The following is a 24,145-nucleotide window of genomic DNA, read 5'->3' as shown; positions in this document are numbered from 1 at the left end:
TGGCAGTCGAACTGCCAGCTACCGTGCCCACGCTCAGTCAGACGTGAGCAGGTGCGGTTGCGCCGACGACCGGGCCGACCGTCGATGTCGCAGGTGCAGGATTTGAAGATCACGCCACGGCTGCCCATGATGCATCTCCACGCTGAGCAGGTTGAGCCGATGCGTCCAGGTTGCATCTCCGCGTATTCCACGACCAACTCGCGGCTTCCAGGCACGCCCAGATGCATCGGCTGAGGTTGCTACCGATGGAGGCCGATACCGACAGCGCGAGGAACCCAGGCGGGCTGTCCTTCAGCCGGCCGAATTTGCGCAGAGGCCAGATCCGGTATCGACGCACCAATGTGGCGATGAGATGCGGTCGCGGCCTGCTGGCACCATGAGGTCGAGCTGAGCGCCTGCCGTGCGTGCTTCAAGCATGTGGCTGCGGAGGAACCAGTCACCGAATAGCGCGTCGCAGTTGGGACAGCTGAAGGCGGTGTAGGAGCCTCCTGCAGTGCGGCTATATCGCTGGCCCAGAGTGGCCGACGACAGACCAATGCGCTCCGCTTCGATGTTCGCTCGACGAAGGATCTGCGGCTCGGCTTCGGGGCGAATCTTGGCCCAGATTGTTCCGGTGTGCTGCTCGGCGGTGGTGCCGCACGGCCCTTGGATGGTCTCGCGGTCAACGTCCCAGATCATCGAGACTTTGTTGCACCTGTAGCAGGGGTAGTCGACACACGACACGTGCAGGCTGGCAGGCCGCCCATTGGCCACGTACTCACGGAAACCGATCCGGTCGTTGAGCAGCGCAACGACGGCATCCGCCATGGTCATGGTGGACTGGTTCACAGTGACCGTAAGCCCGTTCTCGGCGAAGGCCATGTGAAAGATGGGCAGATCGTGCCGGGGGTACGGAACATCACGTTCGCGGCGGGCGAACCACACGCCGTTGATGCCACTGCCCGCGTAGCGGGCTTGTCGTCGTTCATACTCGGCACGGGTCTGCGTGCTCCATTGGATCTCAAAGGCGGTCTTCCGCTCGCCGTTGCTGGCGAGGACGTCAGCGACCCAACCGTTGCCACGCGCCTCGGGCTCGGCGCTCCATCCGGCCGACTTGGCCGCCTGTACGACGACGTGCTTGGCGAAGAGATGCTGGCCGGTCTCCTTCTGATGATCAAGGCAGCCACTGGCATATTGGTGGACAAAATGCCGAACCCCGAGCCTGCTTGTCCGCAGGTACGCCGGAGTGCCGCATTCCAGCCTGACCGTTTGCCGCCCTGATCGAACGTCGGCACGCAATGTCTGCCACTCCCTATCGGAGAGCAGGGAGCTGATCACGCGTCGATCATCGATCACTGCGAGTAGAGGCATGCCTACATAGTTGGGGCGGGGTACGACAATTTCGCTCCCACCCGGAGCCGCTGGAGTTCTGTGCCGCCTCCAACTGTCGCCGAGCGGCATGGCCGCGAGACCGAACTGAGCTCCGCCTAGCTCCTTCCCCCTGACGCACACCTGCGTCACGCTGACATATTGCGATCATTTAATCACTGAGGGTCGCTGGAAGTGGGAGGTGAACATGGGACAGTTGTCACTTTTCGGCCCGAATGCGGACGGGCCTGATCCGAAGCCTCAGTCTGACCAAGCAGTTCGGCTCTCGGTTCTCATCACGGTCAAGGCCGCTCCGAACCCGTCGGAACGGCATGGCGAGACGGTCTGCGTGGCCGGGCTGAGCACCGACCTCGAGCGGCGCGGCTGGATTCGGCTCTACCCGATCAACTTCCGTGAACTGGCAAGCGACGACAAGTTCCGCAAGTACGACATCGTCACTGTTGATGCCAAACCAGCTCGTCAAGATCAGTGTCGGGAGAGCTTCAAACCCCTGGTGGGCTCGATGGTCAACGTTCGCCATCTCGATCCCTGGAAGCCGCGTAGTAAGTTGCTCGACCCTTGGGTGGAGGAGTCGATGTGCCGACTCAATCGCGACGCGCGAGCGGATCACAGTGCGCAATCATTGGCGCTGGTCCGCCCGCTCCGAGTCGACGGCCTCGACATTGAGACACATCCGGGCTGGACCGCCGACGAACAGCGCAAGATCGACGCCTACGTGAACCAGCTCGATCTCCTTAGCAGCGAACCACGGACGTCACTGGAGGCGCCGCGCCTGCGTGCCTACTACCGGTACCACTGCCATGAACCTCGCTGCTCCGGTCACCCGGCAGGGACTACTCGACTGGGAGTTCGTAGCCTTCCAGCGGCGCCTCGCCCGCCAGTCGGTCGCCGAACTGCGCGATGCCGTGCGAACAAAGTTTCTCGACGAACTGTGCGCTCCCACTCGTGACGTCGCATTTTACGTCGGCAACCAGGCTAAGCGGGTGCAGACCTTCAGTATCCTTGGCGTCTACTGGCCGCCACGCGGATGACTCATCCGCTGTAGTGCCTCATTGAGGACTAGGTCGCGATGGCAGCGGCTCTGATCGGCCTCGAAGCACAGCACCGCCACCCGCTCCCGTCGGCCAGCGTCTGCCACAGCGGTCAACGCTGCAACCGCTTCCGGACGACGCAGCAGCTCCGCGTACCGCGCCCGGGCGGCCTGCAATGTCGCTGGTGAGCCCGCGAAGCCGGGGCGATTATCCTTCGGATTCCCCAGCTCCCGACGGTGCTCATACTCGATGCCGGCATCGGCCAGCGCCGCACGTAGTGCAGATTTACTTAGTCCGGGCTTTCGGGACAATGGCGTCATCCGGATGTCAACCAGACGCGAAATCTTGAGCGCGAGAAGCTCAGCTACCAGGTCGTCGACCGTCCGACCCTCATAGCCCAAACCGATCAAACCTGAGCCCGGAGCTTCCAGCGTCGCAGTCATGCCGCTTACCCTTCCACAACTACCGAGACTTATCGGACCTTCCGTTGGGGACTACTTCGCTTCGGCGCTCGGTGTGTCCGCCGCCGGTCCATGTGCCGGCGATGAGCCACAGTTCGTAGTGCAGCAGCCATTCAGCCGTCCAGGGCAGCGCGGTATTCCACCGAGCGACCCCTCGCGTGCAATCGCATTGCCGCAGGTCACACCTGTATAGAGTGACACCCTGTCGCGGTCCTCACGGGGACCGCCCTTCATCAAGGCGTGATGCGGTACTGGCTGCGCGCGTCTGTGTGTTCGCCAAGGTCGCGGTCCTCACGGGGGACCGCCCTTCATCAAGGCATGATCTGCGGATTCGGCAGGGTGGCGAGCGTCGGCGGTCGCGGTCCTCACGGGGACCGCCCTTCATCGAGGCGACGACTCGGCTGAGTGGACCGAGGCCTACCAGCCCGGTTGCGCTCCTCACGGGACCGCCCTTCATCGAGGTTTGTAGATCAGGTACAGGCCGTGGCCGGTGATGCTGGTCGCGGTCCTCGCGGGGGCCGCCCTTCATCGAGGCGCCTTCGCCACCGACTACGGCGCCAGGCTCTCCGCGTCGCGGTCCTCACGGAGGGCCGCCCTTCATTTAGGCTTGTACTTGGTGGTGAACCCGGCGGTGATGGAATGGCCGGTCGCGGTCCTCACGGGAACCGCCCTTCATCGAGGCAGCTTCCCGAGGTCGGTCTCCTGTACCACCCACGTAGTCGCGGTCCTCACGGGGACCGCCTTCATCGAGGCATGCACAACCACGTGTTGTCGACCTGCTCCTCGGAGGTGGCAAGTCGCGGTCTTCACGGGGACCGCCCTTCATCGAGGCCTGCCCGACCTGCCGGTGAACAACGCCTTCGACTTCGTGTCGCGGTCCTCACCCGAGGCTGAGAAGCAGGTCGCAGCTCCCGACGGAGCTGCCCTTCATTGAGGCATCGACGGGTTCATGTTGTTGGGCCGCATGGCCATGTCCCGTCGCAGCTCCCGACGGAGCTGCCCTTCATTGAGGCACGAGGGGAGGTCCCGTGCCGGACGATCGCCCCCTGGGTCGCAGCTCCCGACGGAGCTGCCCTTCATTGAGGCTCGTAGTTGCCGACGGTGGCCCAGAACGAAATGGTCGCAGCTCCTGACGGAGCTGCCCTTCATTGAGGCGAGCCTGCGGTCTTGGCCGGGGCGACCGCCACGATCAGTCGCAGCTCCCGACGGAGCTGCCTGTCAACGGACATCTGGTTTCCGTTGACACGATCTGAGCGATGGCCACGTCGCGTTGCGCAAGGTAGGACGTGGATCAGCTCACGGCGAGACGCCGGAAGCGATGCCTCGCGCCACGTGGGTCTCCGGCAGTCCGGTCGGCACGAACGAACTTCACGTTACCGTGGCAAACTACCGGCGGGGAAACACGCGGACGCGCAGCGGGGCGGTAATGGCCGCCTATGGGGGCATTCATGGCGGCGGACGGTGCTCAGCTGCCGCACCTCGAACGTGCTTTGTGGGGTTGGCGGCACGGCTGTCGACTTCATGTGGTTGCCATGCCGCCTGTGGCGTAGGCGAGTGCGGCGCCGGGTTGGCGGCGTGGCAGGTGGTACAGCCGCAGGGTGCTGACTGCGCGGGCGGTGCTGGTGAACCAGCCGGTGAACCGGGTGGTGTTCGGTCTGGCGACGGTGGCACGACCGGCAATCGGCGGCTGTGGCCGGGACGGACCGGGTGAGGGTGGTGTGGTGTGCGGTGTGTTCCTGGTGGGTTGTGGTGTGGGGGCTGGTGCGCGTCGGGCGATGCGCAGCGCGTGCAGGGCTTGCCGGGCGGGGGTGCAGGTGCCATGTTCGCTGGCGCAGCGCAGGTTGGTGCAGTCGCCGGTGGGGCCGCGCTGGTGTTCGGCGGCGACGTCGAACGCGGTGCGCCAGAGCAGGACGTCGACGACGTCGTCCGGGACCGTTACGTCGGCGGACGGGTGTGTCCGGTGTGCGGTGGCCAGGGTGAGCATGGTCATGGCGTGGTCTCCCTGCGGTTGCGTGCGTGTCCGGGCAGCCGTTGTCGCCGGCTGCGGCGGGCCGGCCGGTGGCGGCACACAGATCGACGCTCGACTTTGTCTCGCAGGTCAAGTCGTCGTGGCCGCGACCGCCGGGTACGGATGCCCGGGACGCCGACCAGCCCTTCCACCGGGGCCGGTGGCGGAGGCGGCGGAAGCACGGAGGAGTTGCACCGGGGGCTGCGCTGTGCGTGAACGAGGAGACGTTTCTTGCTGCTCGTGCGTGGAGCGTCAGTCGTCGTCGAGGTACCTGCTGGGGTTGGTCGCCGCGTGCGGGCCGTGGTCGGAGGGCAGTTCGTGCAGCCGTCGGCGGTGGTCGGGGTCGGCGGCGAGGGTCCAGACCCGGCCGGCGGGGTCGGGGCTGTGCACGGCGGTGGCGATGGGCATGGCGGTGTCGAGCCCGGCGAGGAGACGCAGGAGGTTCGTCTCGCGGTCGCGGCTGGGTACCCACAGCAGGACCGGGTAGCGGGGGCCGAACGCGGCGAGGCGTTCGTAGCCGCGGAGTTTCGCGATGACGCGGGCGAGGTTCTCGGTGCTGTTGTCGTGTTCGAGGAAGAAGCCGACGGTGCGGTGTTCGGCGTGCCAGATGCCGTGGCCGTCGGGGCGGATGTCGGCCAGGGCGTAGACGTCGGTGGCGTGCTGTTCGGACCACCAGCGCAGCAGTTCGGTGCCGGGGTGGTGGCGGGCGGCGGTGAGCAGGTCGATGAAGAACTGGTTGGCGCCGATGAGGTGTGCGGCCTTGCGGCTGGCGGCGATGCGCCGGGCCCGTTCCAGGGAGGTGCGCGGCGCCCTGGGGTGGGCGTGGTGGTGGGTGGGGTCGGGGTTGTTGTAGACGGTTGGGAACATCTGCAGCCCGACCGGTCCGAGGGCGTAGAGGTAGGGCACAGCGGTGTTGGCGGGGTTGGCCAGGGCGAAGCGGTGCAGCACGTCGAGGCGGTGCAGGATGGTCAGCCGCCGCTGCGCGGTGCGCAGCCCGTCGAAGAACGCGGACGCGATCTGGGGCGCCGACAGCAGGTAGTGCTCGGCGAGCAGGGACAGCAGGGCGCGGTCACGCGCGGTGATACGCCGGTACACGGCGAGCGGGTCGGGTCGGGCCGAGGGCGGCGGCACCCGGGGCTTGGCCTTCGACTTCGACGGGGGACCGGCAGGGCTGAATCTGCTGGGGTCGGGCCGGTTGGATGACATGAGTCCTGGTGCTCCTTGGGGGAAGGGGACCCCTCCCTTGGAGGGGTGTCTGGCTGGTGGAGGTCGTCGGATCGGTCGCTGTCAGGGCGGTGTGCTGCACTGACAGCGCAGGTCAGGCATGGTTGTACGGGTCCGCCCGGTGAGGGGTGATGAGCCGTACGACGAGCCGGTCGACGACCCGGTGTACGACGCCCGCTGACAGCGGGTCGCCGCGTGTCCCTGCCTGGTCGGCGGCTGCCGTCGTCGGGGTTGCGGCGAACTGCTCGACGAGGTCTTGACGGCGCTGGCGTCCTGCTGCGGTACGCCCGCGGCGGGTCTGCCGGATCACCAGGACGTTGTTCGGACGTTGCCCGGGGCGGGTCGCGGGCCTGCACGGGCGAGTGCTGAGCCCTGCCGGCGGCGGCAGGGCGAGGGCGGCGGTGGAGGCGCCGAAATGGGGCAGGTCGCCCTCGTCGAGTTCGGGCAGGCATGCCGGCCCGGTACCCGCGCGTCCTCCGCGGCGGCGGTGAGGTACCCCTTGTTGCGCGCGGGTGCGGTGCGGCCCGCGGCGGCGAGGAGATGTCCGGGCGCAGCCGGGTCCGGTCCCTGGTGGGGCAGCACCAGGCATAGCCGGTGCTTGCGGGCCTCGGCAAGTGCGGCGCGGGGGTCGCCCGGCGGCGAGCACGACCCGGAGTGTCAGGGTGGCCGCTTGGCGGGCGGGCCCGCCGAGCCGGGAGGACCCGCATACCCCTATCCGGGTTTGTGAGCCGTGGCGAACGCCCCTGCCGCTCACAGCCGCTCACAGCCGCTCACAGCCGCTCACAGGCCAGTGGTGTTCTCGGGCAGCCAGGTCCGCACCACGGCCAGGCCCTCCACGCCGCCGGGCAGGCCGCGGCCGGGGTCGCGGCCGGTGAGATCGATGCCCAACGGGGTCGGGCCGGTGGTCAACGCGGCGTCGACGCACGCGAACGGTGCGGACGGCCACGCTCATCACCGGCGTCATCGGTGGCGGTGGCGCGGTCCAGGTCGGCGGGACCGACACCAAACACGACGCAGGCCGTGCCGATGGCGGTGTCACGGCTCGTGGCGGCGACGCCGCCGGTCGTGTCATCGGTGTCCAGGTGGGTCGTGGCGCGGTCCAGGATGGTGGACACGGGCATGTCACAAGCTCCCATGACAGTGAAGATTGTGAATTGACATCGCCGGGCCTTTCGCCGCGACGTCCGGGATGTCATTGCGCCACGGCACGCTCACAGGTCACTGGCAGCGCTGGCCAGCGGCACATCGAGGCGGACAGCGCCGCGTCATGTCACGATGCCGGCGGCGTGTCACACGATCTTTGACATCGATTGTCATCGTTGACACGAGTGTCTGTCACAGCAGTTGAGCTGCACGTTGACACGGATGATGGCAGCGCGTCCCGACCCGGTCGGCGTGCCATGCCATTGCCCCGCCTGCGCGCGGCGGTCCACTCGCAGCGCTCGCCACCCCCTGCGACAGCAGATACCGCCGACACTCACAGCAACTCCCGACGCCCCACCATGTGCCTACCGCCGGCCGTGACACGCCCGCATGTCGCAGAAGATCATCGATTGGCACGGCATCCGTGTCACAGAAGATGATCAATTGGCAAGGGGATGTCAACGAAGACCATCGATTGATGCAAATGGCGCATCACCGGTGTGCATCGACGTCCGTTGGATACGGAAGCGCGACCGCTCCCATGCCCTCCAGCAACCGCATCCGAGCACCGTCGAGATCCGCTTGCGCCGTGAGCGGCTGTGAGCGGAGTCCTTCTCGCGCTGTGAGCGGTGTGAGCGGGGTCCGCCTCACGCTGTGAGCGGTTGTGAGTGGCTGTGAGTGGCTGAGGGTTGACAGAAAGGGCCGCTGTGAGCGGACATCCCTCCGCATTCGACCACGTTCGGTAGCTGTGAGCGTGCGCAATGTGGCCGTGAGTGGGTGTTGGGCTGCTGTGAGCGGCTGTGAGCGGCAGGGGCGTTCGCCACGGCTCACAAAACCGGATAGGGGGATGTCAGCGCTTCCCGCGCTGCGCGCCGCCACCCGAGCAAGCACCCGACGGCCGCCGTCCTCCACCGCGCGGCCCGGGGCGGCTCCCGCATCCGACACCACCACAAGGGACACCCCATGCACTCGCAGCCCGCCCATGCCCACAGCGCCCAGCAGCCGTCCACCCCCGCGCCGACAACGGCCTGGACCGCCGAACGGATCCGCGCGCTCGGCACCGTCACCACCGTGCCGACTGCCGCCGCTATCTTCGGCCTGTCCCGCTCCGTCGCCTACGACCTGATCAAAGCCGGCACCTTCCCCCTGCCGGTCCTGCGCTTCGGCCGCCGCTACCGCATCCCCGTCGCGGCGATCCTCACCGCCCTGCACATGCCCACCGAGCCCGACCCGCCGACGACTTGATTCCCGGCCCGAACCACGCGTCGATCAACACCACGAACCCACAACACCGCCACGCCAGTACCCGCAACGAACCACCAAGGAGTCAACCGTCATGGCGGAAGGATCCATCGCCAAACATTGCTCATGCCGCGACAGCGACGGCCGACGGCTCAACGGCAACTGCCCGAAGCTACGCCGGCCCGGCGGGGCATGGAGCCCCACCCACGGCCGGTGGGCCTACCAACTGGAACTCCCACCCACCGCGGCCGGCGTCCGCCGCCAGCTGCGCCGCCGCGGCTTCGACACCCGCGACGACGCCCTCGGCGAACGCGGCCAAGCCCAGGAACTGCTCGCCCTCGCCGGCACCAACGCCACCCTCGCCACCGAGATCGCCGACCTGCTCAGCGGCCTCAAGGCCGGACGCCCGCTACCCGACCGGGACCAGATCGCCCGCCGCGTCCGCGCCGGCATCCCCGCCACCCAGTCCACCCCGATGACCGAATATCTGCGGCAGTGGCTGCGTCACCGCAAGATCGAACCGACCACGCGCGTCGCCTACGAAGGCCACATCCGCAACCACCTCACCCCGCACCTCGGCCACATCCCGATCGACGAACTCCGCGTCGTGCACGTCCAGGCCATGTTCGACGCCATCACCGACCGCAACACCGCAGTGGACCTCGCCCGGCAGAGCGACGACCCCGCCGCCCGCGCCGGCGTCAAAGGCATCCGGATCACCGGACCGGCCACGATGCACCGCATCCGCGCCACCCTGCGCAAAGCGCTCAACGACGCCATCAGCACCCACCGGCTCATCGAGTTCAACCCCGCCGCCCACGTCGAACTACCCTCCGGTAAACGCCCCAAGGCGAAGGTGTGGACCAAAGCCGCCATCGCGCACTGGCGGGCCACCGGGGAACGGCCGAGCAAGGTCATGGTGTGGATGCCCGAACAGGCGGGCCAGTTCCTGGACCACGCCGAGGCGCACGACATCATGCTCTACGCCCTGTTCGTGCTCATCATGCACCGCGGGCTGCGCCGTGGGGAGGCGGTCGGCCTCCGCGACCGCGACGTCGACCTCGACACCGGCACCATCACCTTCTCCGAACAGGTCACCACCGTCGGCTACCGGGCCGTGCGCAAGAAGGTCAAAACCGACGCCGGTGACCGCACCCTCGCACTCGACACAGCGTCCACCACCGCCCTCACCGAGTACCAGGCGATGCGCGACCGGTGGCAGCTTGTGTCCGGCGACGAATGGCCCGCCACCGGCGACTTCTTCGTCAAACCGGACGGCACCCCGTGGCACCCCGACCACGTCAGCGAACGCTTCGAGGAACTCGTCGAAGGCGCCGGTCTACCGCCGATCCGCCTGCACGACCTGCGGCACTGCGCCGCGACTTACCTCAAGGCCACCGGCGCCGACCTCAACGACATCAAGGAGACCCTCGGGCACTCCTCGATCACCATCACCTCCGACACCTACACCTCGGTCATCCAGGAACTCGAGACCGAGCGGGCCAAAGCCGACGCCGCTGCCGCGCTTGTCCCGCGAGCGGCGCGCGCCATACCAGCGGCAGGCAACGTCACCCCGCTACGGCAGCGCGACAAGACCGGCACGCGCAGCAAGTCGCCAAACCGGCAGGTACGTTCCACGAGCACCGAGGCTGCGGCAGGGTGATACTACGACTACGCCCGGTACATGAACGGAGCAACCACGGAGCTATTCCGAGCAACCCATTTGAAGACCATGAATGTCTTCGCCGCGTTTTCGCAGGTCAGAGGGTGGGCCGCCAGGGACTCGAACCCTGAACCTACGGATTAAAAGTCCGCAGCTCTGCCATTGAGCTAGCAGCCCGCGCAGACAGGTTACCTTGTCGGGGCGGGGTGGCACGCATGTGTTTCCCTCTGGATGGCGGGGCAGGTCAGAGGGGGATCTGGTAGAGGATGAAGCCGCGGTTGACGGCGACCTGGTCGTACAGGCGGCGGGCGGTGGCGTTGGTGTGGTGGGTGGACCAGTAGACGCGGTTGCAGTGGCGGGCGCGGGCCCAGTCGGCGACGGCGGCGATCAGGGCGCGGGCGACGCCCTGGCCGCGGGCTGACGGGGCGGTGAAGAGGTCCTGCAGGTAGCAGACGTCGTCGGTGGTGATGCTCGCGTGGACGAGGAAGTGCGCGATGCCGACGAGCTGGCCGTCGAGCTTGGCGCCGAGGGCGTGGATGCGGGTGTCGGCCTGGAAGCCGGCCCACGCGGCGTCGAAGCGGTCAGGCGGCAGGACGCGTTCGTAGAAGGTGTTGTACCCGGTGAAGAGGACCTCCCACGCGGCGCGGTCTTCCGTGGTGAGCGGGGCGACGGTGACCATGGACAGACCCTACAGAAAGGCTGTCCCAGCGTGACGGTGGTGGAGGATGCCGAGGAGACGATCACCGGGGAGCTGCGGCTGCTTGCGATGCTGCTCGGGGCGGTGCTCGGGACGTGGATCGCGTGGACGAGCCCGGAGCACGGGCACGAGCCGCGGTGGGTGCTGTTCGCGGTGCTGGCGGCGGTGCTCGGGGCGGCCAGTGGCGAGGCGTTCGGGTTCGGCGCGGCGCGGTGGCGGGACCTCGGCACGGTGCACCGGGTCCGGCTGTTTCACGTGCTGCACCTGGTGCTCGCGTCGGTGGCGGTGGCGGTCGGCCTGGTGGCGGCCACGCCGTTCGTGCTCGGCGAGCAGGGGCTGACGGGTCGCGGGCTGGCCCTGTCGGCGATCGCGATCTGCGGGGCGCTGCCGTCGGCGGCGACGCTCGGCGCGGTCCATCGGGTGGCCCGGCGCAGGATCGAGGGCTCGCCGGGGCAGCAGCTCAACACCCTGCTCAGCCTGCGGCGGCTGGTGAGCCGGCTGCTCAACCAGCTCGGGTTCCTGGTGCTGCTCGTCACGCTCGTCAACGGCGCGGCCACGGGATGGGGTGCGGAGCTGCCGAAGGCGGCGGTGCTGTTCTCCGGGGCGGTCGCCTCGTTCGTCGTCGGCGTCATGTACGTGCCGGCGAGCACGACGTTGCGCCGCCGGTGCGCGCTGTTCGTCGACCGGAACTTCCCGCTCACGGATGTCGCGCTGGGTGATCTGGTGGACAAGGCCGAGGAGCGGTCGAAGCTGGAGAAGCTGCTCGGCATCGACCAGACGACGTTCGGGGAGCTGCGCAGCGGACTGGTCATCATCAGCCCGTTCGTCGTGAGCGCGCTGGCCGCACTCGTTCCCACGAAGTTCTGAAGACGGAAGAAGTTTCTGAAGACGGAAGAAGTTCTGAAGACGGAAAAGGGGCCCCGGGGGAAGGGGCCCCTTTTCTACGAAGGACTTCAGTTCGAGGCGAACGTGCCCTCGGCGAACGTGGCGTCGAGGCGGGCCTGCAGGGCCTCGAGCTCGTGGAACTCGCTCGAGGAGGCCGACTCGGAGCCCTCGGCGGCGAACGTGTGGTCCGTCTCGGCGGCGGAGTGGTCGTAGGAGGTGTAGTCCGACTCCTCGTACTGCACGCCGGCCGGGGTGGTGTAGGACATGTGGTGGCCCTGGTCGAAGCTGGTGTTCTCGGCCGAGGCGTGGTCCTGCTCGTAGACGCCGAACTGCGAGTCGTAGTTGTTCTCGCTGGCGTCGACCTCGTGCATCTGGTCGAGGGACTCGTGCTGGTCGCCGGTCTCGAACTCGCCGTACTCGCTCATGTCGTTCTCCTTTGTGGAAGTTTATGTGGTGTTCGCTGCGTTCTTGCGATGTGCTGAACACTACGGACGTTCGTCGAAGGTCAACTCCCGGAAACGTGCCACGAGGGGAAGCTTGCTGTGCGGGTGAACGAACTGCTCGTCGAGGGGTACGGGCGACTGCCTGATCTGGTCAGGGCCGCGGTCGAAGGGCTCAGCCCGGAGCAGCTGCGGTGGGCGCCGGCGCCCGGCGCCAACACGGTCGGGTGGCTGGTCTGGCACCTGACGCGGGTCCAGGACGACCACATCGCGGAGCGCATCAACGGCGCCGAGCAGCTGTGGGTGACCGGCGACTGGGCCCCGCGCTTCGGGCTGCGGCAGGACCAGCACGACACCGGCTACGGCCACACGGCCGCGCAGGTCCAGGCGGTACAGCCGGAAAGCGCCGACGTGTTGATCGAATACTTCGAGGCGGTGTCGGCGCGGACCATCGCGTGGCTGGAGAAGCTCACGGAAGAGGATCTCGACCAGATCGTCGACGAGCGATGGGACCCGCCGGTGACGCTCGGGGTGCGGCTGGTCAGCGTCCTCGACGACGACGCGCAGCACGTGGGCCAGGCGGCCTACGTGAGGGGACTGATTCCCTGACAGACGGCCGTGAAACGTCATGGAGGACACACGGCCATCACCCGCCGGGAGTGGTGTACTTGATCTGCACGATCCACACCCCTGTCGGGAGATGCAGATGGACGAGCGTGCACAAGGACGTCACCGCGTCGTGATCGTCGGCGCCGGCTTCGGCGGACTGTTCGCCACCAAGGCGCTCAAGAACGCGCCGGTCGACGTCACCCTGATCAACGGCACCGCCTACCACCTGTTCCAGCCGCTGCTGTACCAGGTGGCGACCGGCATCCTGTCGGAGGGCGAGATCGCGCCGCCGATCCGGGAGATCCTCAAGCGGCAGGACAACGCGAAGGTGCTGCTCGGCACCGTCACCGAGATCGACCCGGAGGCGAGGACCGTCACGGCGGTCGCGCCCGGGACGAGCTACACCGTGCCGTACGACTCGCTGATCGTCGCCGCCGGCGCGTCGCAGTCCTACTTCGGCAACGACGCGTTCGCCGAGCACGCGCCCGGCATGAAGAGCATCGACGACGCGCTGGAGCTGCGCGGGCGGATCTTCGGTGCGTTCGAGCTCGCCGAGCTGGAGACCGACCCGGCCGCGATCGAGCGGTGGCTGACGTTCGTCGTGGTCGGCGCCGGTCCGACCGGCGTCGAGATGGCCGGCCAGATCGCCGAGCTCGCCCACCGGCACCTGCCGGGGCAGTACCGCAACATCGACCCGAAGCACGCGCGGATCATCCTGATCGACGCGCTCGACACGGTCCTGTCGAGCTTCGGCGACCACCTGTCGACGAAGGCGCTGCGGCAGCTGCACACCATGGGCGTCGAGGTCGAGCTCGGCACGAAGGTCGTCGACGTCGACGAGACCGGCATCGAGGTCGAGACGCGCAACGGCCGGCAGCGGATCGAGTCGATGACGAAGATCTGGGCGGCGGGCGTGGCCGCGCCGTCGCTGTCGACGCAGCTGGCGAAGGCGACGGGAGCCTCGACCGACCGGGCCGGACGGCTGGAGGTCGAGCCGGACTGCACCGTGCCGGGCCACCCGGAGATCTTCGCGATCGGCGACATGATGTCGCTCAACCGGCTGCCGGGCGTCGCGCAGGTCGCGATCCAGAGCGGCCGCCACGCCGCCGGCCAGATCAAGAAGCGGCTCGCCGGCGAGGCGACCGGTCAGCCGTTCAAATACTTCGACAAGGGCAGCATGGCCACGATCTCGCGCTTCTCGGCGGTGGCGAGCGTCGGCAAGCTGCACTTCTCCGGGATCGTCGGCTGGCTCATGTGGCTCGCCGTGCACCTGCTCTACCTGGTCGGCTTCAAGAACCGGGTCACCGCGGTGCTGCACTGGTTCGTCAGCTTCATCGGCCGCGGCCGCTCGGAGCGGGTCGCCACGTTCCAGCAGGTCTTCGCCCGCCGCGCGCTGCAGGAGTACCGCCAGCACCTGCCGTAACCGTCGGAAGACAAAGAGAAGGGCGCCCCACTCCCCGGGGCGCCCTCCTGGTATTCGGCGACTAGCAGCTGAGCGAGCCCGCTCCGACGCCCACGCCGAGGATGCCGACGAAGCGCTGGTACGCCGCGACCCGGCTCTGCACCTGCGCCGGGTTGCGCCCGCCGCACTCGAGACTGCCGTTGATGCTGCGGATCGTCTCGCCGAACCCGGCGCCGTTGACCATCGCGTTGTGCGGCGTCATCGTGCCCGGGCCGGTCTGCGTGTTCCAGTACCAGAGCGCGGTCTTCATCGCGACGGCCGGGTCGGTCTGCACCAGGTTCGGGTTGCGCAGCAGGTCGATGCCGAGCGCGTCACCGGCGGCCTTGTAGTTGAAGTTCCAGCTGAGCTGGATCGGCCCGCGGCCGTAGTACGCGGCCTGCCCGGCGGGGCAGCCGTACGGCTGGCTCGTGTCGCAGTAGTGCGGGTAGTTCGCGGTGTTCTGCTCCACGATGTACACCAGGCCGCCGGTCTCGTGGTTCACGTTCGCGAGGAACGCCGCCGCCTCCTGCTTGCGCTGGGCGTCCGATCCCGTCTTCGCGAACGCCGGGTAGGCGTTCAGCGCCGCGACCAGGCCGTTGTACGTGTAGAAGGGGTTCCGGTTCGGGAACATCTGGTTGAACTGGGCCTCGCTGACGACGAACGCCCCGTTCGACGGCGGGTTCGTGGTCGGGTTCGGCGGCGGCGTCGTGCCGCCCCCTCCGCCGTTGCAGGTGTACGGGTCCCAGTACCAGGTGCTGATCGTCGGGCTGTACCCCGGGTTGTCGTGCTCGGCGATGTAGTACTTACCGTCGGTGAACTTCACGATGTCACCGGTCACGTAGTTGCGACCCTGCACCCACGCCGGGAAGCTGCACCCGCCCGCGGACCCGGTCTGCGTCGGCGGCTGCGGCGTGCTCCCGCCGCACGACCCCTGGTCCTGCCACACGCCGGTGTTCCCGGGCGGCGCCTCGTTCTGCGTCCACCACTTGGCGAGGAAGTTGTGCCCGTTCCGCGACACCGTGGCACCCCCGGTGTACACGGCCGACGCCTGCCACGCCGGCGCACAGGTGGCCGCCGACGCCGGCAGCATGTTGAAGACGGCGACGACGCCACCGACGACGGCGGTCGCGGCGAGCCCCGCCCACAGGCGCACTCTGGACACCAGATCACTTCCGTTCAGATCGACGCTGAGCCCCCATCCGACCAGCCACCACCGCGGTACAGGAGCAATCACATCGATTTATGAAGAATCTTTACGGTTCCGCTAACCTCACCTTTCCGAGGTGACTCGGGGTGACACGGGGTGACCGCGGGGTGGCGTAAAACAATCGCCCGGGCGAGAACGTTGCCGGCAGGGTGAGGCCAGTTGAGTGATTTCCGTCACGCGAGATTCTTTCGGCAAGCTTAGGCGACCTGCTTGGACGGCGCGGTTTCGAGAGGTGCGTCACAGCGGCGGACAGGCAGTACGCTGCGCGGTCTGATCGCCCTGGGTAGGCTGGCCGTCGGTCCCGTCCGACATGGCGCCGCCCCCCGCGGCGCCGGGCGCGACTGCCGCCCAATCGCCGGCTCGACACCGGCGAATCGGGGACCCAACCGCACAGTGGGGTGAATCCGCGGGCAACCGCGGTAGGGGTCGTTCCGTCCCGAACCCGTCAGCTAACCCGGTCGGCGGCCGACGGAAGGAACAACGAGCCAGATGTCATCACGACATCCCGGTCGGCGGATCATCGCCGTCCTGATGACGGCCGCCGTCCTTTTTGGGATGGCCGCCACTCCGGCCGCCGCCGAGCCGGGAGACGACACGGGCGACGAGGGATCCAACGCGTCCCTCGCCCAGGTCCTCGACGAGAGCACCCGCGCGTGGATCGAGGCCAAGGACAAGTACGACGCCTCGGTGAAGAACCAGGCGGACCTGACCGCCAAGCTCGCCCAGACCGAGGCCAACCTCGCCAGGGTCACCGAGCAGGTGTCGGCGATCGCCGTCGCCGCGTACCGGACGGGGCCGCTCACCACGTTCGTGGCGCTGATGGACTCGGGGAGCCCCACCGGCTTCGCGGAGCGGGCCGGCTCGATCGACGAGATCGCCCACCACAACGACAACCTGCTGCGCGAGCTCAACCAGCTGAAGCGGGACCAGGCGGCGCAGAAGACGGCGCTCGAGGGCGAGGTCAAGCTCCAGCAGGAGCAGGTCGCCGTCATGGCCGCGAAGAAGAAGGAAGCCGAGAAGGGCCTGGCCCAGGCGGGCGGGCCGAGCAACGGCTTCGTGTCGGCCAACCTGCCGCTCGCGCAGCCGTCGCCGCGCAACGCCAGCGGCGGCTGGTCCTCGGAGTCGTGCAAGCAGAACGACCCGACCACCAGCGGCTGCATCACGATGCGCACGCTGCACGCGATGCAGCAGGCGCAGGCGGCGGGCTTCAAGCGGTTCGTGTCCTGCTACCGGCCGAGCGGGCCGTACGAGCACCCGAAGGGCCGCGCGTGCGACTTCTCGGTGCAGGCCAAGTCGGGCTTCGGTGGCGTCGCCGCCGGTGAGGACAAGGTCTACGGGGCCAACCTGGCGACGTACTTCGTGAAGAACGCGGACCGGCTCGGCGTCATGTACGTCATCTGGTTCAAACAGGTGTGGACACCCGCGGTCGGCTGGCACCATTACAGCGGCGTGGGCGGGGACCCCTCCAGCGACCACACCAACCACGTGCACCTCTCGCTCCTGTAAGCACCGCCAAGACCTCACGTCTGCGTACGGCCGGCCGATAGGGCAACTGTCGACCGGCCGACGCAGGGTGAGGGGATCCGAAGTGAAGCACCGACTCGTGACGCGCAGCGACTTCGACGGCCTGGTGTGCGCCGTCCTGCTGCGTCACCTGGACCTCATCGGCGACATCACGTTCGTGCACCCCAAAGACGTCCAGGACGGCACGGTCGATATCGGACCCGACGACATCCTGACGAACCTGCCCTACGCGCCCGGCGCCCACCTCGTCTTCGACCACCACCACTCGGAGACCCTGCGCAACGCGGGCGACAACATGGACGACCGGACCAACCACATCATCGACGCGGAGGCCCCGTCGGCGGCCCGCGTCATCTACGACCACTTCGGCGGCGCCGCGCGGTTCCCGAACGTGTCCGACGAGCTGATGGAAGCGGTCGACAAGGCGGACTCCGCCCAGTACGACATCACCGACATCCTGCAGCCGGTCGGCTGGACGCTGATGAACTTCCTCATGGACAGCCGCACGGGACTGGGCCGGTTCCGGCAGTTCCGGATCTCCAACTACCAGCTGATGATGCAGCTCATCGACGCGTGCATCGACCACCAGGACGTCGAGGAGATCCTGGCGCTGCCGGACGTGGCGGAGCGCGCGGAGCTGTTCTGCGAGCAGCAGGAGCTCTTCGTCGACCAGCTGCGGCGGGTGAGCCACCTGGAGGGCGACGTGGTCGTCGTGGACCTCCGGGACGAGGAGGTGATCTACGCCGGCAACCGGTTCATGGTGTACGCGCTGTTCCCCGAGGCCCGGGTCTCCATCCACGTGATCTGGGGCAAGCAGAAGCTCAACACCGTCTTCGCGGTGGGCAAGTCGATCCTCGACCGCACGTCACCGACCGACATCGGCTCGGTGATGCTGCAGTACGGCGGCGGCGGCCACCTCGCGGCCGGCACCTGTCAGGTCCCGCACGACGAGTCCGAGCAGGTCCTGGCCGACATCATCGCGAAGGTCGGCGCCCCGCGCGCCGCGGCGATGAGTTCCGGCGCGTCCTGACGTAAACCTTGCATGACCTTCACCATCGCGCTGCCGGTCGCCGACCGCGTGGCCTCCCACGACTTCTACCGCGCCGTCCTCGAAACCGGGCCGATCCAGCCGGCGGGCGGGGACGGCCAGCCAGGCGGGGACGGCCAGCCGAGCGGGGACGGCCAGCCGAGCGGGGACGGGCTGCCGAGCGGGGACGGGCTGCCGGAGCCGCTGCGGTTCGAACTCGCGGACGGCGTCGCCCTGATGCTGGTGCCCGCCGACGGCTTCGCCTGGGCGATCGGCGAGCACGCCGTCGCGCCGGCCGGCACCAGCGAGTGCGTGCTGCACCGGCCGGTGCCCGGGCGCGATGACGTGCGAGCCGTGATCGAGCGTGCCCGGGCCGCCGGCGGGCGGGTCGTCACCGAGCCCGCCGACCAGCCGTGGGGCTACGCCGGGACCTTCGCCGACCCCGACGGCCACCTGTGGATGGTCATGCCGGAGTTCTAGGCCGCCGCGAGTGCGGCGTTCGCGCGGGCGGTGACCTGCAGCAGGACCCGACCGGCCGTGTCGAGGTCTTCTGGCGATAAATCACCATAAATCTGCCCGGTGATGGCGTTGATCCCGGCGCTGATCTCCTCGTATCGCGAACGGCCCAGGTCGGTGAGGGCGACGTCGCCGGTCAGCAGGCCGGCCGCGAACGCCGCGTCGACGTGGCCGGCGGGGTCGGTCCGGAGGCCGGCCGACATCTGCGCGAGCAGCTCGTCGCGGGTCAGCGGGCCGGCGGCGGTGAGGTTGACGGCGACCCACTGCTCAAAGGTGGTGCCGGAGCGGGCGAGCAGGCGGTCGAGGACGGCGCGGGTGGCGCGCTCGGCCTGGCCGAGGATGCGCCCGTTGAGGGTGGTCATGACGGACCTCTTTCCAGAAGGAGGGCTTGCAGGTCCGCGACGAACGCGGCCTGGCGATCGGCGGGCAGCGGCGCGAGCAGCTCCGCCATGAGCTCACGGACGATGCCGACGGCCTCGGCGCTGACCGAGCGGCCGCGGTCGGTGAGCCGCAGCTGCACGGCGCGCGTGTCCGCGGGGTCGGGGAGCCGGTCGAGCAGGCCGGCCGACTCCAGGGTCCGGGCGAGCTTCGAGACGTACAGCGCCTCGAGGCCGGTGTGGTCGGCGAGCCGCCGCTGGCTGGGCAGCTCGGCGCTGCGCGGGTCGTGCTGCAGGCCATACAGGGTGGCCAGCAGCGAATACTGCGCGTGCGTGAGCCCCAGCGGCGCCAGCGCCCGGTCCACGGCGACCTTCCACTTCATGGACAGCCGCCAGACCAGGAACCCGGGTGTAGGACTCATGCCAGAAACTGTACATGGCAATAGTAGCCATGGCTACTAACTACAGCAGCTCCGTGTCGCGCAGCAGGCGCCACAGGCCGGCGCCGTCGGGGGCGCGCAGCCAGCGCTGGGCGGCGTCCGCGGAAGAGGGCAGGCGGCGGGTGCTGCCGACCGGGGTCGGGAAGCCGCCGGCGAGGACGGCCTGGGTCGGCGAGAGGTGCCGGATCGCGACGGCCGCGACGCTGTCGGGGTGCTCGGCGACGAACTCCGCGTAGATCTCGGGGTCGTGCTGGCCGTCGTCGCCGACGAGCAGCCACCGGATGTCGGGGAACTCCGAGGCGAGCCGGGCCAGCGACGCCCGCTTGTGCGCCTGGCCGCTGCGGAAGAACCGGTCGGGCTGCGGGCCCCAGTCGGTCAGCAGGAGCGGGCCCGCCGGGTACAGGTGCCGGGACAGGAACCGGGTGAGCGTCGCCGCCACGTTCCAGGCGCCGGTGGAGAGGTAGAAGACCGGAGCGCCGGGGTTGGCGTTGACCAGCCGCTCGTACAGGACGGCCATCCCCGGCACGGAGGCCCGGGCGTGCTCGTCGAGGACGAACGTGTTCCACGCGGCGAGCAGCGGGCGGGGCAGCGTCGTGACCATGACGGTGTCGTCGACGTCGGACACGATGCCGAAGCGGACGGAGGGGTCGATGATCCTCACCGGCGCCTCGACCGGGGCGCTGTCCTCGCTCTCCAGCGTGACTGTCGCCCAGCCCGGGGCCAGGTCGGCCTCGATGACGGTGTCGATGAAGCCGCCACGGTCGCAGCGGACCTCGCAGGTGCGCCCCCCGGCCGTGATCCGCACGGGCGCGTTGGCCACGGAGACGGCGGTGAACGAGCGCCAGCCGCGCAGCTTCTTGAGGCGCCTGCCGGGCTTCGGGTCCAGGCGGGCCAGCAGGACCCGGCCGAGGACGCGGACCCAGCCTGGGCCGCCGTAGCCGGTGTACGGGGTGACGGCGACCTTCCACCCGCGCAGCCGGAGCCGCCGCTCCAGCACGTCGTGGAAGGCGTCCTCGATGCGCGCGGCGCGGTGCAGGCGGACCGGACCTGATGGGGTCAACGACACTGGATCACCCTGTCACAGCGCCCACCCCGCCGCACCAGCACACGTAGGGTGACAATTCCGCGACCGTGGCATAAATCCGGGAGCCTGAACCCCCTCTTCGCTTCTAGCGTTGGTGTTATCAGGGACACACCTTCAAGGGGTCGAGATGGCAACCACGACATTCGAGGCGGTACGAGCCGAGGCACTGTTCGTTTCCAACCTGCAGTGCTCCCAGGCACCCAGGCGGGACGAGATCCGCACCGCGGTGGCGACCACGCTGCGGCGGGTCGGCATCCAGGGCTGCGCGGCGCAGGTCGCGGGCGAGTTCGGCGACCACCCGGACACCGCCGTCGCGCGGATGGCGTGGGCGCTGGCGATGGTCCGCTCGACCTACCCCGTCCGGCGCAACGCACCCAGGTCGATGCCGCTGCTGACGCGCAGCGCGTGAAAATCGAGCGACATGGGTAACGCGCGGGCATGCACGAACTTCACGTCTCTCTGGACGACGCTCAGCTCAGCCCGGCGGCGCAGAAGCTGCAGGAGCCTCTCGAAGCCCAGCTGAGCTCGGCGTTGCAGCGCGCCGCCGAGATCGTCGAGCAGGACTACCACGGCGAGTCCGCCGACGAGGTCGCCGCCCGGTTGCTGGAGGTCGCGAGATCGAGCCTTCACCCGGACATCGCCGACGCCTTCGCGCCCGATCGGGCCGAGCTGGAGCAGGCCGCCCGAGTCGTCATCACCGCCGCGCGAAACGCGTAGCTATTTCGCGAATTGCCCCGATTGTGCAACGCAGCAGCTCCACACTGAGGACCAACCGCCGCCGGACCTTGGAGGACTGCCGTGGAGCAGCACAAACTCACGATCGACATGAACGAGGCCACGATCGATCAGCTGCGCGACCACCACTTCGCGCTCTTCGGCCTCCACGCGGTCGCCACCTCGGCGAGCGGCGTCCCCACGATCTGGCTCTCGGTCCACTACCTCGAACGCCACCTCGAACTGACGTGGCAGGAGACCTACTCCATGTTCACGGCGCGCCACCAGGGCATGGCGCCGAGCACGAAGATCGTGCCGACGCACAACTACCCGGCGCCGCTGGGCAGCGTCCTGACGGTCTCCGGCAACGACGGCGCCGGCATCGTGACGCCGGGCGGGCCGGCCGGCCACATGGAGATCGACAACACCGGGCGGATGGAGCTCGGCGCCGGCCTGTGCATCCATGACACGCACGGCATGTACCAGCCCGTCGGCATCTTCGACCTGATCGACGTGGACCTGTTCCAGCCGATCCCGAAGGTCGCGTTCTTCTTCTCGCCGATCCCGCACATGGCCGGCGAGGTCGCGACCCGGGCGCTCGGCCCCGGCATCCTGCTGGACTACTCGAAGGCCCGCGACCGCAGCTTCTCCGTCGAGTACGACCTGCACGACGGCTGGTCGGTGGGGAACCGCCCCTACGCCCAGCCCATCGCGGCCAACGAGCCGCTCAACCCGCTGCTGCTGGTGCGCTCCTCCGCCCTGCAGGCCCTCGCGATGCAGCGCCAGCGCATCACCTCGGCGTCCAACATCAGGCGTTGAGCACCCAGTCGACCCGGTGCGCCTCGGTGGGGTCGGGCAGCTCCCAGCGCCCCACCATCCGGTCGATCACGCCGTCCGGCACCGGACGCGGGCGGGCCCGGTTGCGGCGGCGCATCACGTCGGGCGGCGCCTCGACGCTGACGATCTCGACCCGGCCGCCGTAGTCGGCGACCAGCCCGATGCAGCGGGCGCGCAGCTGGCGGGTGAGGTTGGTGGCGTTCCAGACGAACGGCGTGCCCGCCCGCAGCAGCACCTTGGCCTGGTCGGTCGCGGCGGCGATCACCGGGCCCTGGTCGCCGGTGGGCTGGACGCCGAGCCGCTCGCGCCACTCGTCGAGGCTGACGACGGCCACGCCCGGGCGGTTCGCCGCGATCCAGTGGTCCTTGCCGGAGCCGGGCAGCCCCGACATGACGGTGACGGTGACCCTGGTGTCGTCGTAGGCCGCGTAGTCCGCCTCCCGCAGCGGATTGCGGAAGTAGGTGAAGCGGGCGTGGTCCGACGGGAAGCGCCGGGGCTTGTCCAGGCAGTCATCGTCGCCGGTGTACTGGAGGAAGAGCCCGACGTTGTCGAGCATCCCGGCCTGGTCGGCGCAGACGCGGCCGAGGATGTCGGCGGTGGCCAGCAGCCCCAGGTGGTCGTTGCGGGCCAGCAGGCTGACCCGGTGGACGATCCGGTCGAGCTCGCCGCGCGGCCGCTCCAGGGCCCAGAACGGCACCTGGTGGTGGCGGATCAGCGCGGCGACGTGCTCCCGCCAGGCGATCGGCACGCCCGCCTCCCACAGCACCCGCCGCGCGATGAGGTCGCCGCGCCGCGAGTGGCCGTGGGCGGTGATCCGCCCGTCCTCCTCGACCTGGGTGCAGAACGGCTTCGCCGCGTCGTGCAGCAGGACCGCGGCGAAGAGCCGGACCCGCTCGTCCCGCGGGCGCTCCCGCCACGCCGGCAGCGCGGCGAGGGCCTCGCACGCCAGCCGCGTGTGGGTGGCGACGTCACCCTCCGCGTGGTGCACGGCGTCCTGCGGCACACCGTCCATCCGGCGGACCCAGTCGAACTCGGCACGGATCGCGTCCCACGGCACCGTCCACTCGGGACCGTCCGGGCACAGCCGTTCGAAGCCGTTCACGCGCCGACCCGGTTGGCGACGATCGGCCGGTCCTGCCAGTGGCTGCCGGAGTCGAGGATCGCGGTGTGGAAGCTGGGCCGCACCCACTTGTACCGGCCGAGCACCGCGTCGGCGGACTCCAGCTTCAGGTACAACCCCTCCATGTCCTCGGACATGTCGGTCTCCTTGACGACCTGGTCGGGGTCGGCACCGCCGGCGACCGCGGCCTCGCGCAGCGCGTCACGCCACCCCGGCGTGCGGCAGGTCGAGGGCCCGACGAGCGCGGTCAGCTCGGCGAGCTTGCCGAAGCGGCCGGTGCGCAGCACGGGCACGGAGCTGACGGGCAGCCCTTCGAGCAGCTCACGGCGCCGCACGGTCGACAGGAACGTCTCCGTCTCCCGGTCGAACACGTCGAACTCGCAGAAGTGGTGCGGCAGCGCGTCGTAGAAGACGGTGTGCTTGGCGTAGAGCCACTCGCCGTACATGACGTACCGGTCGGTCAGGACCGGCTGCAGCAGGAACCGGACGGTGGCGGCCCACGCCTTCAACGGCCCGAACTGCTTCTCCCGCGGCCCGCCGGTGAGGTAGTGGCCGCGGGACTGCAGCAGCATCTCCCCACCGGCGTCGAAGCTGACCGCACAGTTCGCCCCGTCGAGCTTCTCCTCCACGACGAGCTGCCGCCCCACCAGCTCCGCGAACGGCACCTGGGCCAGGTCATGGTCGCCCGGCTGCAGGCGGGACCCCTGCAGGTGAGGCGTTCTCGGATACTTGCGCAGCACCTGACCGTTGTAGCCGACCGCCCCAAACCCCCGACACCAGTTTTTGCGCTGTGCCCCGCGCACGGCTCCGCCGCGCTCCCCAGCGGGGGAGCTGCGCTCCACCCGCACCCCCTCAAGACCCGTAACCGGGCCTACCTGTTCGTCACGGCCGCATTCGACACGCTTGCTGCGCGTCGCCCGGCTCGGCGTGCAAGCGGCGCCCGGCGCAAGTGTCGGCGCCATAAGCCCGTCCGGCCGGGACGCCACGTCCGGGCCGGACGACGCGCTCTTGAAAGACAGCAGTCGGCTCGCGGCTCGTCGGAGCTCGGCCAGACGGCCTAGTTTTCGCTCATCGGGTCGGAAGCTGC

28 protein-coding genes, 1 tRNA gene and 1 riboswitch are annotated in these 24,145 nt (G+C 69.0%); of the genes, 12 read left to right on the top strand and 17 right to left on the bottom strand.

The window, feature by feature from the left end:
* Positions 1 to 291 precede the first annotated feature (291 nt).
* The gene (locus ABD332_RS07870; protein WP_344501119.1) at positions 292 to 1,317 is read right to left on the bottom strand and encodes a competence protein CoiA family protein; all 1,026 of its coding nucleotides are present in this window, start codon (positions 1,315 to 1,317) and stop codon (positions 292 to 294) included.
* A gap of 238 nt (positions 1,318 to 1,555) precedes the next feature.
* Here ABD332_RS07870 and ABD332_RS07865 point away from each other — a divergent pair, with 238 nt between their 5' ends.
* The gene (locus tag ABD332_RS07865) at positions 1,556 to 2,317 is read left to right on the top strand and encodes a hypothetical protein (RefSeq protein ID WP_344501118.1); all 762 of its coding nucleotides are present in this window, start codon (positions 1,556 to 1,558) and stop codon (positions 2,315 to 2,317) included.
* A gap of 60 nt (positions 2,318 to 2,377) precedes the next feature.
* On the opposite strand, the gene ABD332_RS07860 is transcribed toward ABD332_RS07865, so the two are convergent.
* The 7 genes from ABD332_RS07860 to ABD332_RS07835 all read right to left on the bottom strand — a co-directional run bounded on the left by ABD332_RS07860 (position 2,378) and on the right by ABD332_RS07835 (position 7,213).
* Positions 2,378 to 2,842 carry a DUF488 domain-containing protein gene (locus ABD332_RS07860; RefSeq protein WP_344501117.1) on the bottom strand — a complete coding sequence of 155 codons (465 nt, stop codon included), beginning with the start codon at positions 2,840 to 2,842 and terminating at the stop codon, positions 2,378 to 2,380.
* Between the two features lie 19 nt (positions 2,843 to 2,861).
* A complete protein-coding gene (locus ABD332_RS60445; RefSeq protein ID WP_486303839.1) occupies positions 2,862 to 2,990 on the bottom strand; it encodes a type II CBASS E2 protein in 129 nt (42 codons plus the stop codon).
* A 1,389-nt stretch (positions 2,991 to 4,379) separates the two neighbouring features.
* A complete protein-coding gene (locus ABD332_RS07855; RefSeq protein ID WP_344501116.1) occupies positions 4,380 to 4,850 on the bottom strand; it encodes a hypothetical protein in 471 nt (156 codons plus the stop codon).
* A gap of 270 nt (positions 4,851 to 5,120) precedes the next feature.
* Positions 5,121 to 6,074: a replication-relaxation family protein gene (locus tag ABD332_RS07850; RefSeq protein WP_344501115.1), complete on the bottom strand. Its 954-nt coding sequence runs from the start codon at positions 6,072 to 6,074 to the stop codon at positions 5,121 to 5,123.
* 112 nt (positions 6,075 to 6,186) lie between these two features.
* Positions 6,187 to 6,402 (bottom strand): hypothetical protein, encoded by a 216-nt coding sequence (locus tag ABD332_RS07845; RefSeq protein ID WP_344501114.1) that lies wholly within the window; start codon positions 6,400 to 6,402, stop codon positions 6,187 to 6,189.
* A 470-nt stretch (positions 6,403 to 6,872) separates the two neighbouring features.
* Positions 6,873 to 7,001, bottom strand: a complete 129-nt coding sequence (locus ABD332_RS07840) for a hypothetical protein (protein WP_344501113.1) — start codon at positions 6,999 to 7,001, stop codon at positions 6,873 to 6,875.
* A complete protein-coding gene (locus ABD332_RS07835; protein ID WP_344501112.1) occupies positions 6,998 to 7,213 on the bottom strand; it encodes a hypothetical protein in 216 nt (71 codons plus the stop codon). Before ABD332_RS07835 ends, ABD332_RS07840 begins: the two co-directional genes overlap by 4 nt.
* 985 nt (positions 7,214 to 8,198) lie before the next feature.
* Between ABD332_RS07835 and ABD332_RS07830 the strand changes: the two genes are divergently transcribed.
* Positions 8,199 to 8,480: a helix-turn-helix domain-containing protein gene (locus ABD332_RS07830; protein ID WP_344501111.1), complete on the top strand. Its 282-nt coding sequence runs from the start codon at positions 8,199 to 8,201 to the stop codon at positions 8,478 to 8,480.
* 91 nt (positions 8,481 to 8,571) lie between these two features.
* A complete protein-coding gene (locus tag ABD332_RS07825; RefSeq protein ID WP_344501110.1) occupies positions 8,572 to 10,140 on the top strand; it encodes a site-specific integrase in 1,569 nt (522 codons plus the stop codon).
* A 105-nt stretch (positions 10,141 to 10,245) separates the two neighbouring features.
* On the opposite strand, the gene ABD332_RS07820 is transcribed toward ABD332_RS07825, so the two are convergent.
* A tRNA-Lys gene (locus ABD332_RS07820) sits at positions 10,246 to 10,317 on the bottom strand.
* A 67-nt stretch (positions 10,318 to 10,384) separates the two neighbouring features.
* The gene (locus tag ABD332_RS07815; protein ID WP_344501109.1) at positions 10,385 to 10,819 is read right to left on the bottom strand and encodes a GNAT family N-acetyltransferase; all 435 of its coding nucleotides are present in this window, start codon (positions 10,817 to 10,819) and stop codon (positions 10,385 to 10,387) included.
* A 30-nt stretch (positions 10,820 to 10,849) separates the two neighbouring features.
* Here ABD332_RS07815 and ABD332_RS07810 point away from each other — a divergent pair, with 30 nt between their 5' ends.
* On the top strand, positions 10,850 to 11,704 hold the full coding sequence (locus ABD332_RS07810; protein ID WP_344501108.1) for a hypothetical protein: 855 nt from the start codon (positions 10,850 to 10,852) through the stop codon (positions 11,702 to 11,704).
* 86 nt (positions 11,705 to 11,790) lie between these two features.
* Here the strand turns inward: ABD332_RS07810 and ABD332_RS07805 are convergent, their stop codons facing one another.
* Positions 11,791 to 12,147, bottom strand: a complete 357-nt coding sequence (locus ABD332_RS07805) for a hypothetical protein (RefSeq protein ID WP_344501107.1) — start codon at positions 12,145 to 12,147, stop codon at positions 11,791 to 11,793.
* A gap of 117 nt (positions 12,148 to 12,264) precedes the next feature.
* Between ABD332_RS07805 and ABD332_RS07800 the strand changes: the two genes are divergently transcribed.
* Positions 12,265 to 12,771, top strand: a complete 507-nt coding sequence (locus tag ABD332_RS07800; RefSeq protein ID WP_344501106.1) for a mycothiol transferase — start codon at positions 12,265 to 12,267, stop codon at positions 12,769 to 12,771.
* A 97-nt stretch (positions 12,772 to 12,868) separates the two neighbouring features.
* Positions 12,869 to 14,194, top strand: a complete 1,326-nt coding sequence (locus ABD332_RS07795; protein ID WP_344501105.1) for an NAD(P)/FAD-dependent oxidoreductase — start codon at positions 12,869 to 12,871, stop codon at positions 14,192 to 14,194.
* A gap of 61 nt (positions 14,195 to 14,255) precedes the next feature.
* Here the strand turns inward: ABD332_RS07795 and ABD332_RS07790 are convergent, their stop codons facing one another.
* Entirely contained in the window at positions 14,256 to 15,374 is a 1,119-nt protein-coding gene (locus ABD332_RS07790; RefSeq protein ID WP_344501104.1) for a glycoside hydrolase family 19 protein, read from the bottom strand.
* 388 nt (positions 15,375 to 15,762) lie between these two features.
* Positions 15,763 to 15,899, top strand: a riboswitch (cyclic di-AMP (ydaO/yuaA leader).
* 75 nt (positions 15,900 to 15,974) lie between these two features.
* Here ABD332_RS07790 and ABD332_RS07785 point away from each other — a divergent pair.
* The 3 genes from ABD332_RS07785 (at position 15,975) to ABD332_RS07775 (ending at position 18,450) form a co-directional block, all read left to right on the top strand.
* Entirely contained in the window at positions 15,975 to 16,925 is a 951-nt protein-coding gene (locus tag ABD332_RS07785) for a coiled-coil domain-containing protein (RefSeq protein ID WP_344501103.1), read from the top strand.
* A gap of 82 nt (positions 16,926 to 17,007) precedes the next feature.
* Complete coding sequence (locus tag ABD332_RS07780; RefSeq protein ID WP_344501102.1) at positions 17,008 to 17,973, top strand: exopolyphosphatase; 966 nt, start codon at positions 17,008 to 17,010, stop codon at positions 17,971 to 17,973.
* A 12-nt stretch (positions 17,974 to 17,985) separates the two neighbouring features.
* Positions 17,986 to 18,450, top strand: a complete 465-nt coding sequence (locus ABD332_RS07775; protein WP_344501101.1) for a VOC family protein — start codon at positions 17,986 to 17,988, stop codon at positions 18,448 to 18,450.
* Here ABD332_RS07775 and ABD332_RS07770 read toward each other — a convergent pair.
* From ABD332_RS07770 to ABD332_RS07760, 3 genes are read right to left on the bottom strand one after another with little or no spacing between them, the layout of a single operon-like run.
* Entirely contained in the window at positions 18,447 to 18,848 is a 402-nt protein-coding gene (locus ABD332_RS07770) for a hypothetical protein (protein ID WP_344501100.1), read from the bottom strand. The genes ABD332_RS07775 and ABD332_RS07770 overlap by 4 nt on opposite strands.
* Entirely contained in the window at positions 18,845 to 19,285 is a 441-nt protein-coding gene (locus tag ABD332_RS07765) for a MarR family winged helix-turn-helix transcriptional regulator (protein ID WP_344501099.1), read from the bottom strand. The genes ABD332_RS07770 and ABD332_RS07765 overlap by 4 nt, the downstream gene beginning before the upstream one ends.
* 40 nt (positions 19,286 to 19,325) lie before the next feature.
* On the bottom strand, positions 19,326 to 20,369 hold the full coding sequence (locus tag ABD332_RS07760; RefSeq protein WP_344501098.1) for an App1 family protein phosphatidate phosphatase: 1,044 nt from the start codon (positions 20,367 to 20,369) through the stop codon (positions 19,326 to 19,328).
* Between the two features lie 145 nt (positions 20,370 to 20,514).
* On the opposite strand from ABD332_RS07760, the gene ABD332_RS07755 reads away from it, so the two are divergent.
* The 3 genes from ABD332_RS07755 to ABD332_RS07745 all read left to right on the top strand — a co-directional run bounded on the left by ABD332_RS07755 (position 20,515) and on the right by ABD332_RS07745 (position 21,920).
* Positions 20,515 to 20,796, top strand: coding sequence for a hypothetical protein (locus tag ABD332_RS07755; protein WP_344501097.1), 282 nt, complete (start codon positions 20,515 to 20,517; stop codon positions 20,794 to 20,796).
* A 29-nt stretch (positions 20,797 to 20,825) separates the two neighbouring features.
* Positions 20,826 to 21,104, top strand: coding sequence for a hypothetical protein (locus ABD332_RS07750; protein ID WP_344501096.1), 279 nt, complete (start codon positions 20,826 to 20,828; stop codon positions 21,102 to 21,104).
* Positions 21,105 to 21,185: 81 nt separating this feature from the next.
* Positions 21,186 to 21,920: a hypothetical protein gene (locus tag ABD332_RS07745; protein WP_344501095.1), complete on the top strand. Its 735-nt coding sequence runs from the start codon at positions 21,186 to 21,188 to the stop codon at positions 21,918 to 21,920.
* Here ABD332_RS07745 and ABD332_RS07740 read toward each other — a convergent pair.
* Positions 21,910 to 23,040 carry an AAA family ATPase gene (locus ABD332_RS07740; protein ID WP_344501094.1) on the bottom strand — a complete coding sequence of 377 codons (1,131 nt, stop codon included), beginning with the start codon at positions 23,038 to 23,040 and terminating at the stop codon, positions 21,910 to 21,912. The two genes, ABD332_RS07745 and ABD332_RS07740, sit on opposite strands and share 11 nt — an antisense overlap.
* Positions 23,037 to 23,798 (bottom strand): RNA ligase family protein, encoded by a 762-nt coding sequence (locus ABD332_RS07735; RefSeq protein WP_344501092.1) that lies wholly within the window; start codon positions 23,796 to 23,798, stop codon positions 23,037 to 23,039. Before ABD332_RS07735 ends, ABD332_RS07740 begins: the two co-directional genes overlap by 4 nt.
* Positions 23,799 to 24,145 lie beyond the last annotated feature (347 nt).

This window comes from Dactylosporangium maewongense, assembly GCF_039531485.1.
Lineage (GTDB): Bacteria > Actinomycetota > Actinomycetes > Mycobacteriales > Micromonosporaceae > Dactylosporangium > Dactylosporangium maewongense.
The sequence above is the reverse complement of the archived record's forward strand: the minus strand, read 5'-3'. Positions and strand labels throughout refer to the sequence as shown.

Coding starts and splice junctions, on each gene's coding strand:
- ABD332_RS07795 (WP_344501105.1), top strand. CDS start 12,869: ATGGACGAGCGTGCACAAGGACGTCACCGCGTCGTGATCGTCGGCGCC.
- ABD332_RS07785 (WP_344501103.1), top strand. CDS start 15,975: ATGGCCGCCACTCCGGCCGCCGCCGAGCCGGGAGACGACACGGGCGAC.
- ABD332_RS07750 (WP_344501096.1), top strand. CDS start 20,826: ATGCACGAACTTCACGTCTCTCTGGACGACGCTCAGCTCAGCCCGGCG.
- ABD332_RS07835 (WP_344501112.1), bottom strand. CDS start 7,213: ATGCCCGTGTCCACCATCCTGGACCGCGCCACGACCCACCTGGACACC.
- ABD332_RS07775 (WP_344501101.1), top strand. CDS start 17,986: ATGACCTTCACCATCGCGCTGCCGGTCGCCGACCGCGTGGCCTCCCAC.
- ABD332_RS07860 (WP_344501117.1), bottom strand. CDS start 2,842: ATGACTGCGACGCTGGAAGCTCCGGGCTCAGGTTTGATCGGTTTGGGC.
- ABD332_RS07865 (WP_344501118.1), top strand. CDS start 1,556: ATGGGACAGTTGTCACTTTTCGGCCCGAATGCGGACGGGCCTGATCCG.
- ABD332_RS07805 (WP_344501107.1), bottom strand. CDS start 12,147: ATGAGCGAGTACGGCGAGTTCGAGACCGGCGACCAGCACGAGTCCCTC.
- ABD332_RS07825 (WP_344501110.1), top strand. CDS start 8,572: ATGGCGGAAGGATCCATCGCCAAACATTGCTCATGCCGCGACAGCGAC.
- ABD332_RS07830 (WP_344501111.1), top strand. CDS start 8,199: ATGCACTCGCAGCCCGCCCATGCCCACAGCGCCCAGCAGCCGTCCACC.
- ABD332_RS07855 (WP_344501116.1), bottom strand. CDS start 4,850: ATGACCATGCTCACCCTGGCCACCGCACACCGGACACACCCGTCCGCC.
- ABD332_RS07765 (WP_344501099.1), bottom strand. CDS start 19,285: ATGAGTCCTACACCCGGGTTCCTGGTCTGGCGGCTGTCCATGAAGTGG.
- ABD332_RS07850 (WP_344501115.1), bottom strand. CDS start 6,074: ATGTCATCCAACCGGCCCGACCCCAGCAGATTCAGCCCTGCCGGTCCC.
- ABD332_RS07755 (WP_344501097.1), top strand. CDS start 20,515: ATGGCAACCACGACATTCGAGGCGGTACGAGCCGAGGCACTGTTCGTT.
- ABD332_RS07770 (WP_344501100.1), bottom strand. CDS start 18,848: ATGACCACCCTCAACGGGCGCATCCTCGGCCAGGCCGAGCGCGCCACC.
- ABD332_RS07815 (WP_344501109.1), bottom strand. CDS start 10,819: ATGGTCACCGTCGCCCCGCTCACCACGGAAGACCGCGCCGCGTGGGAG.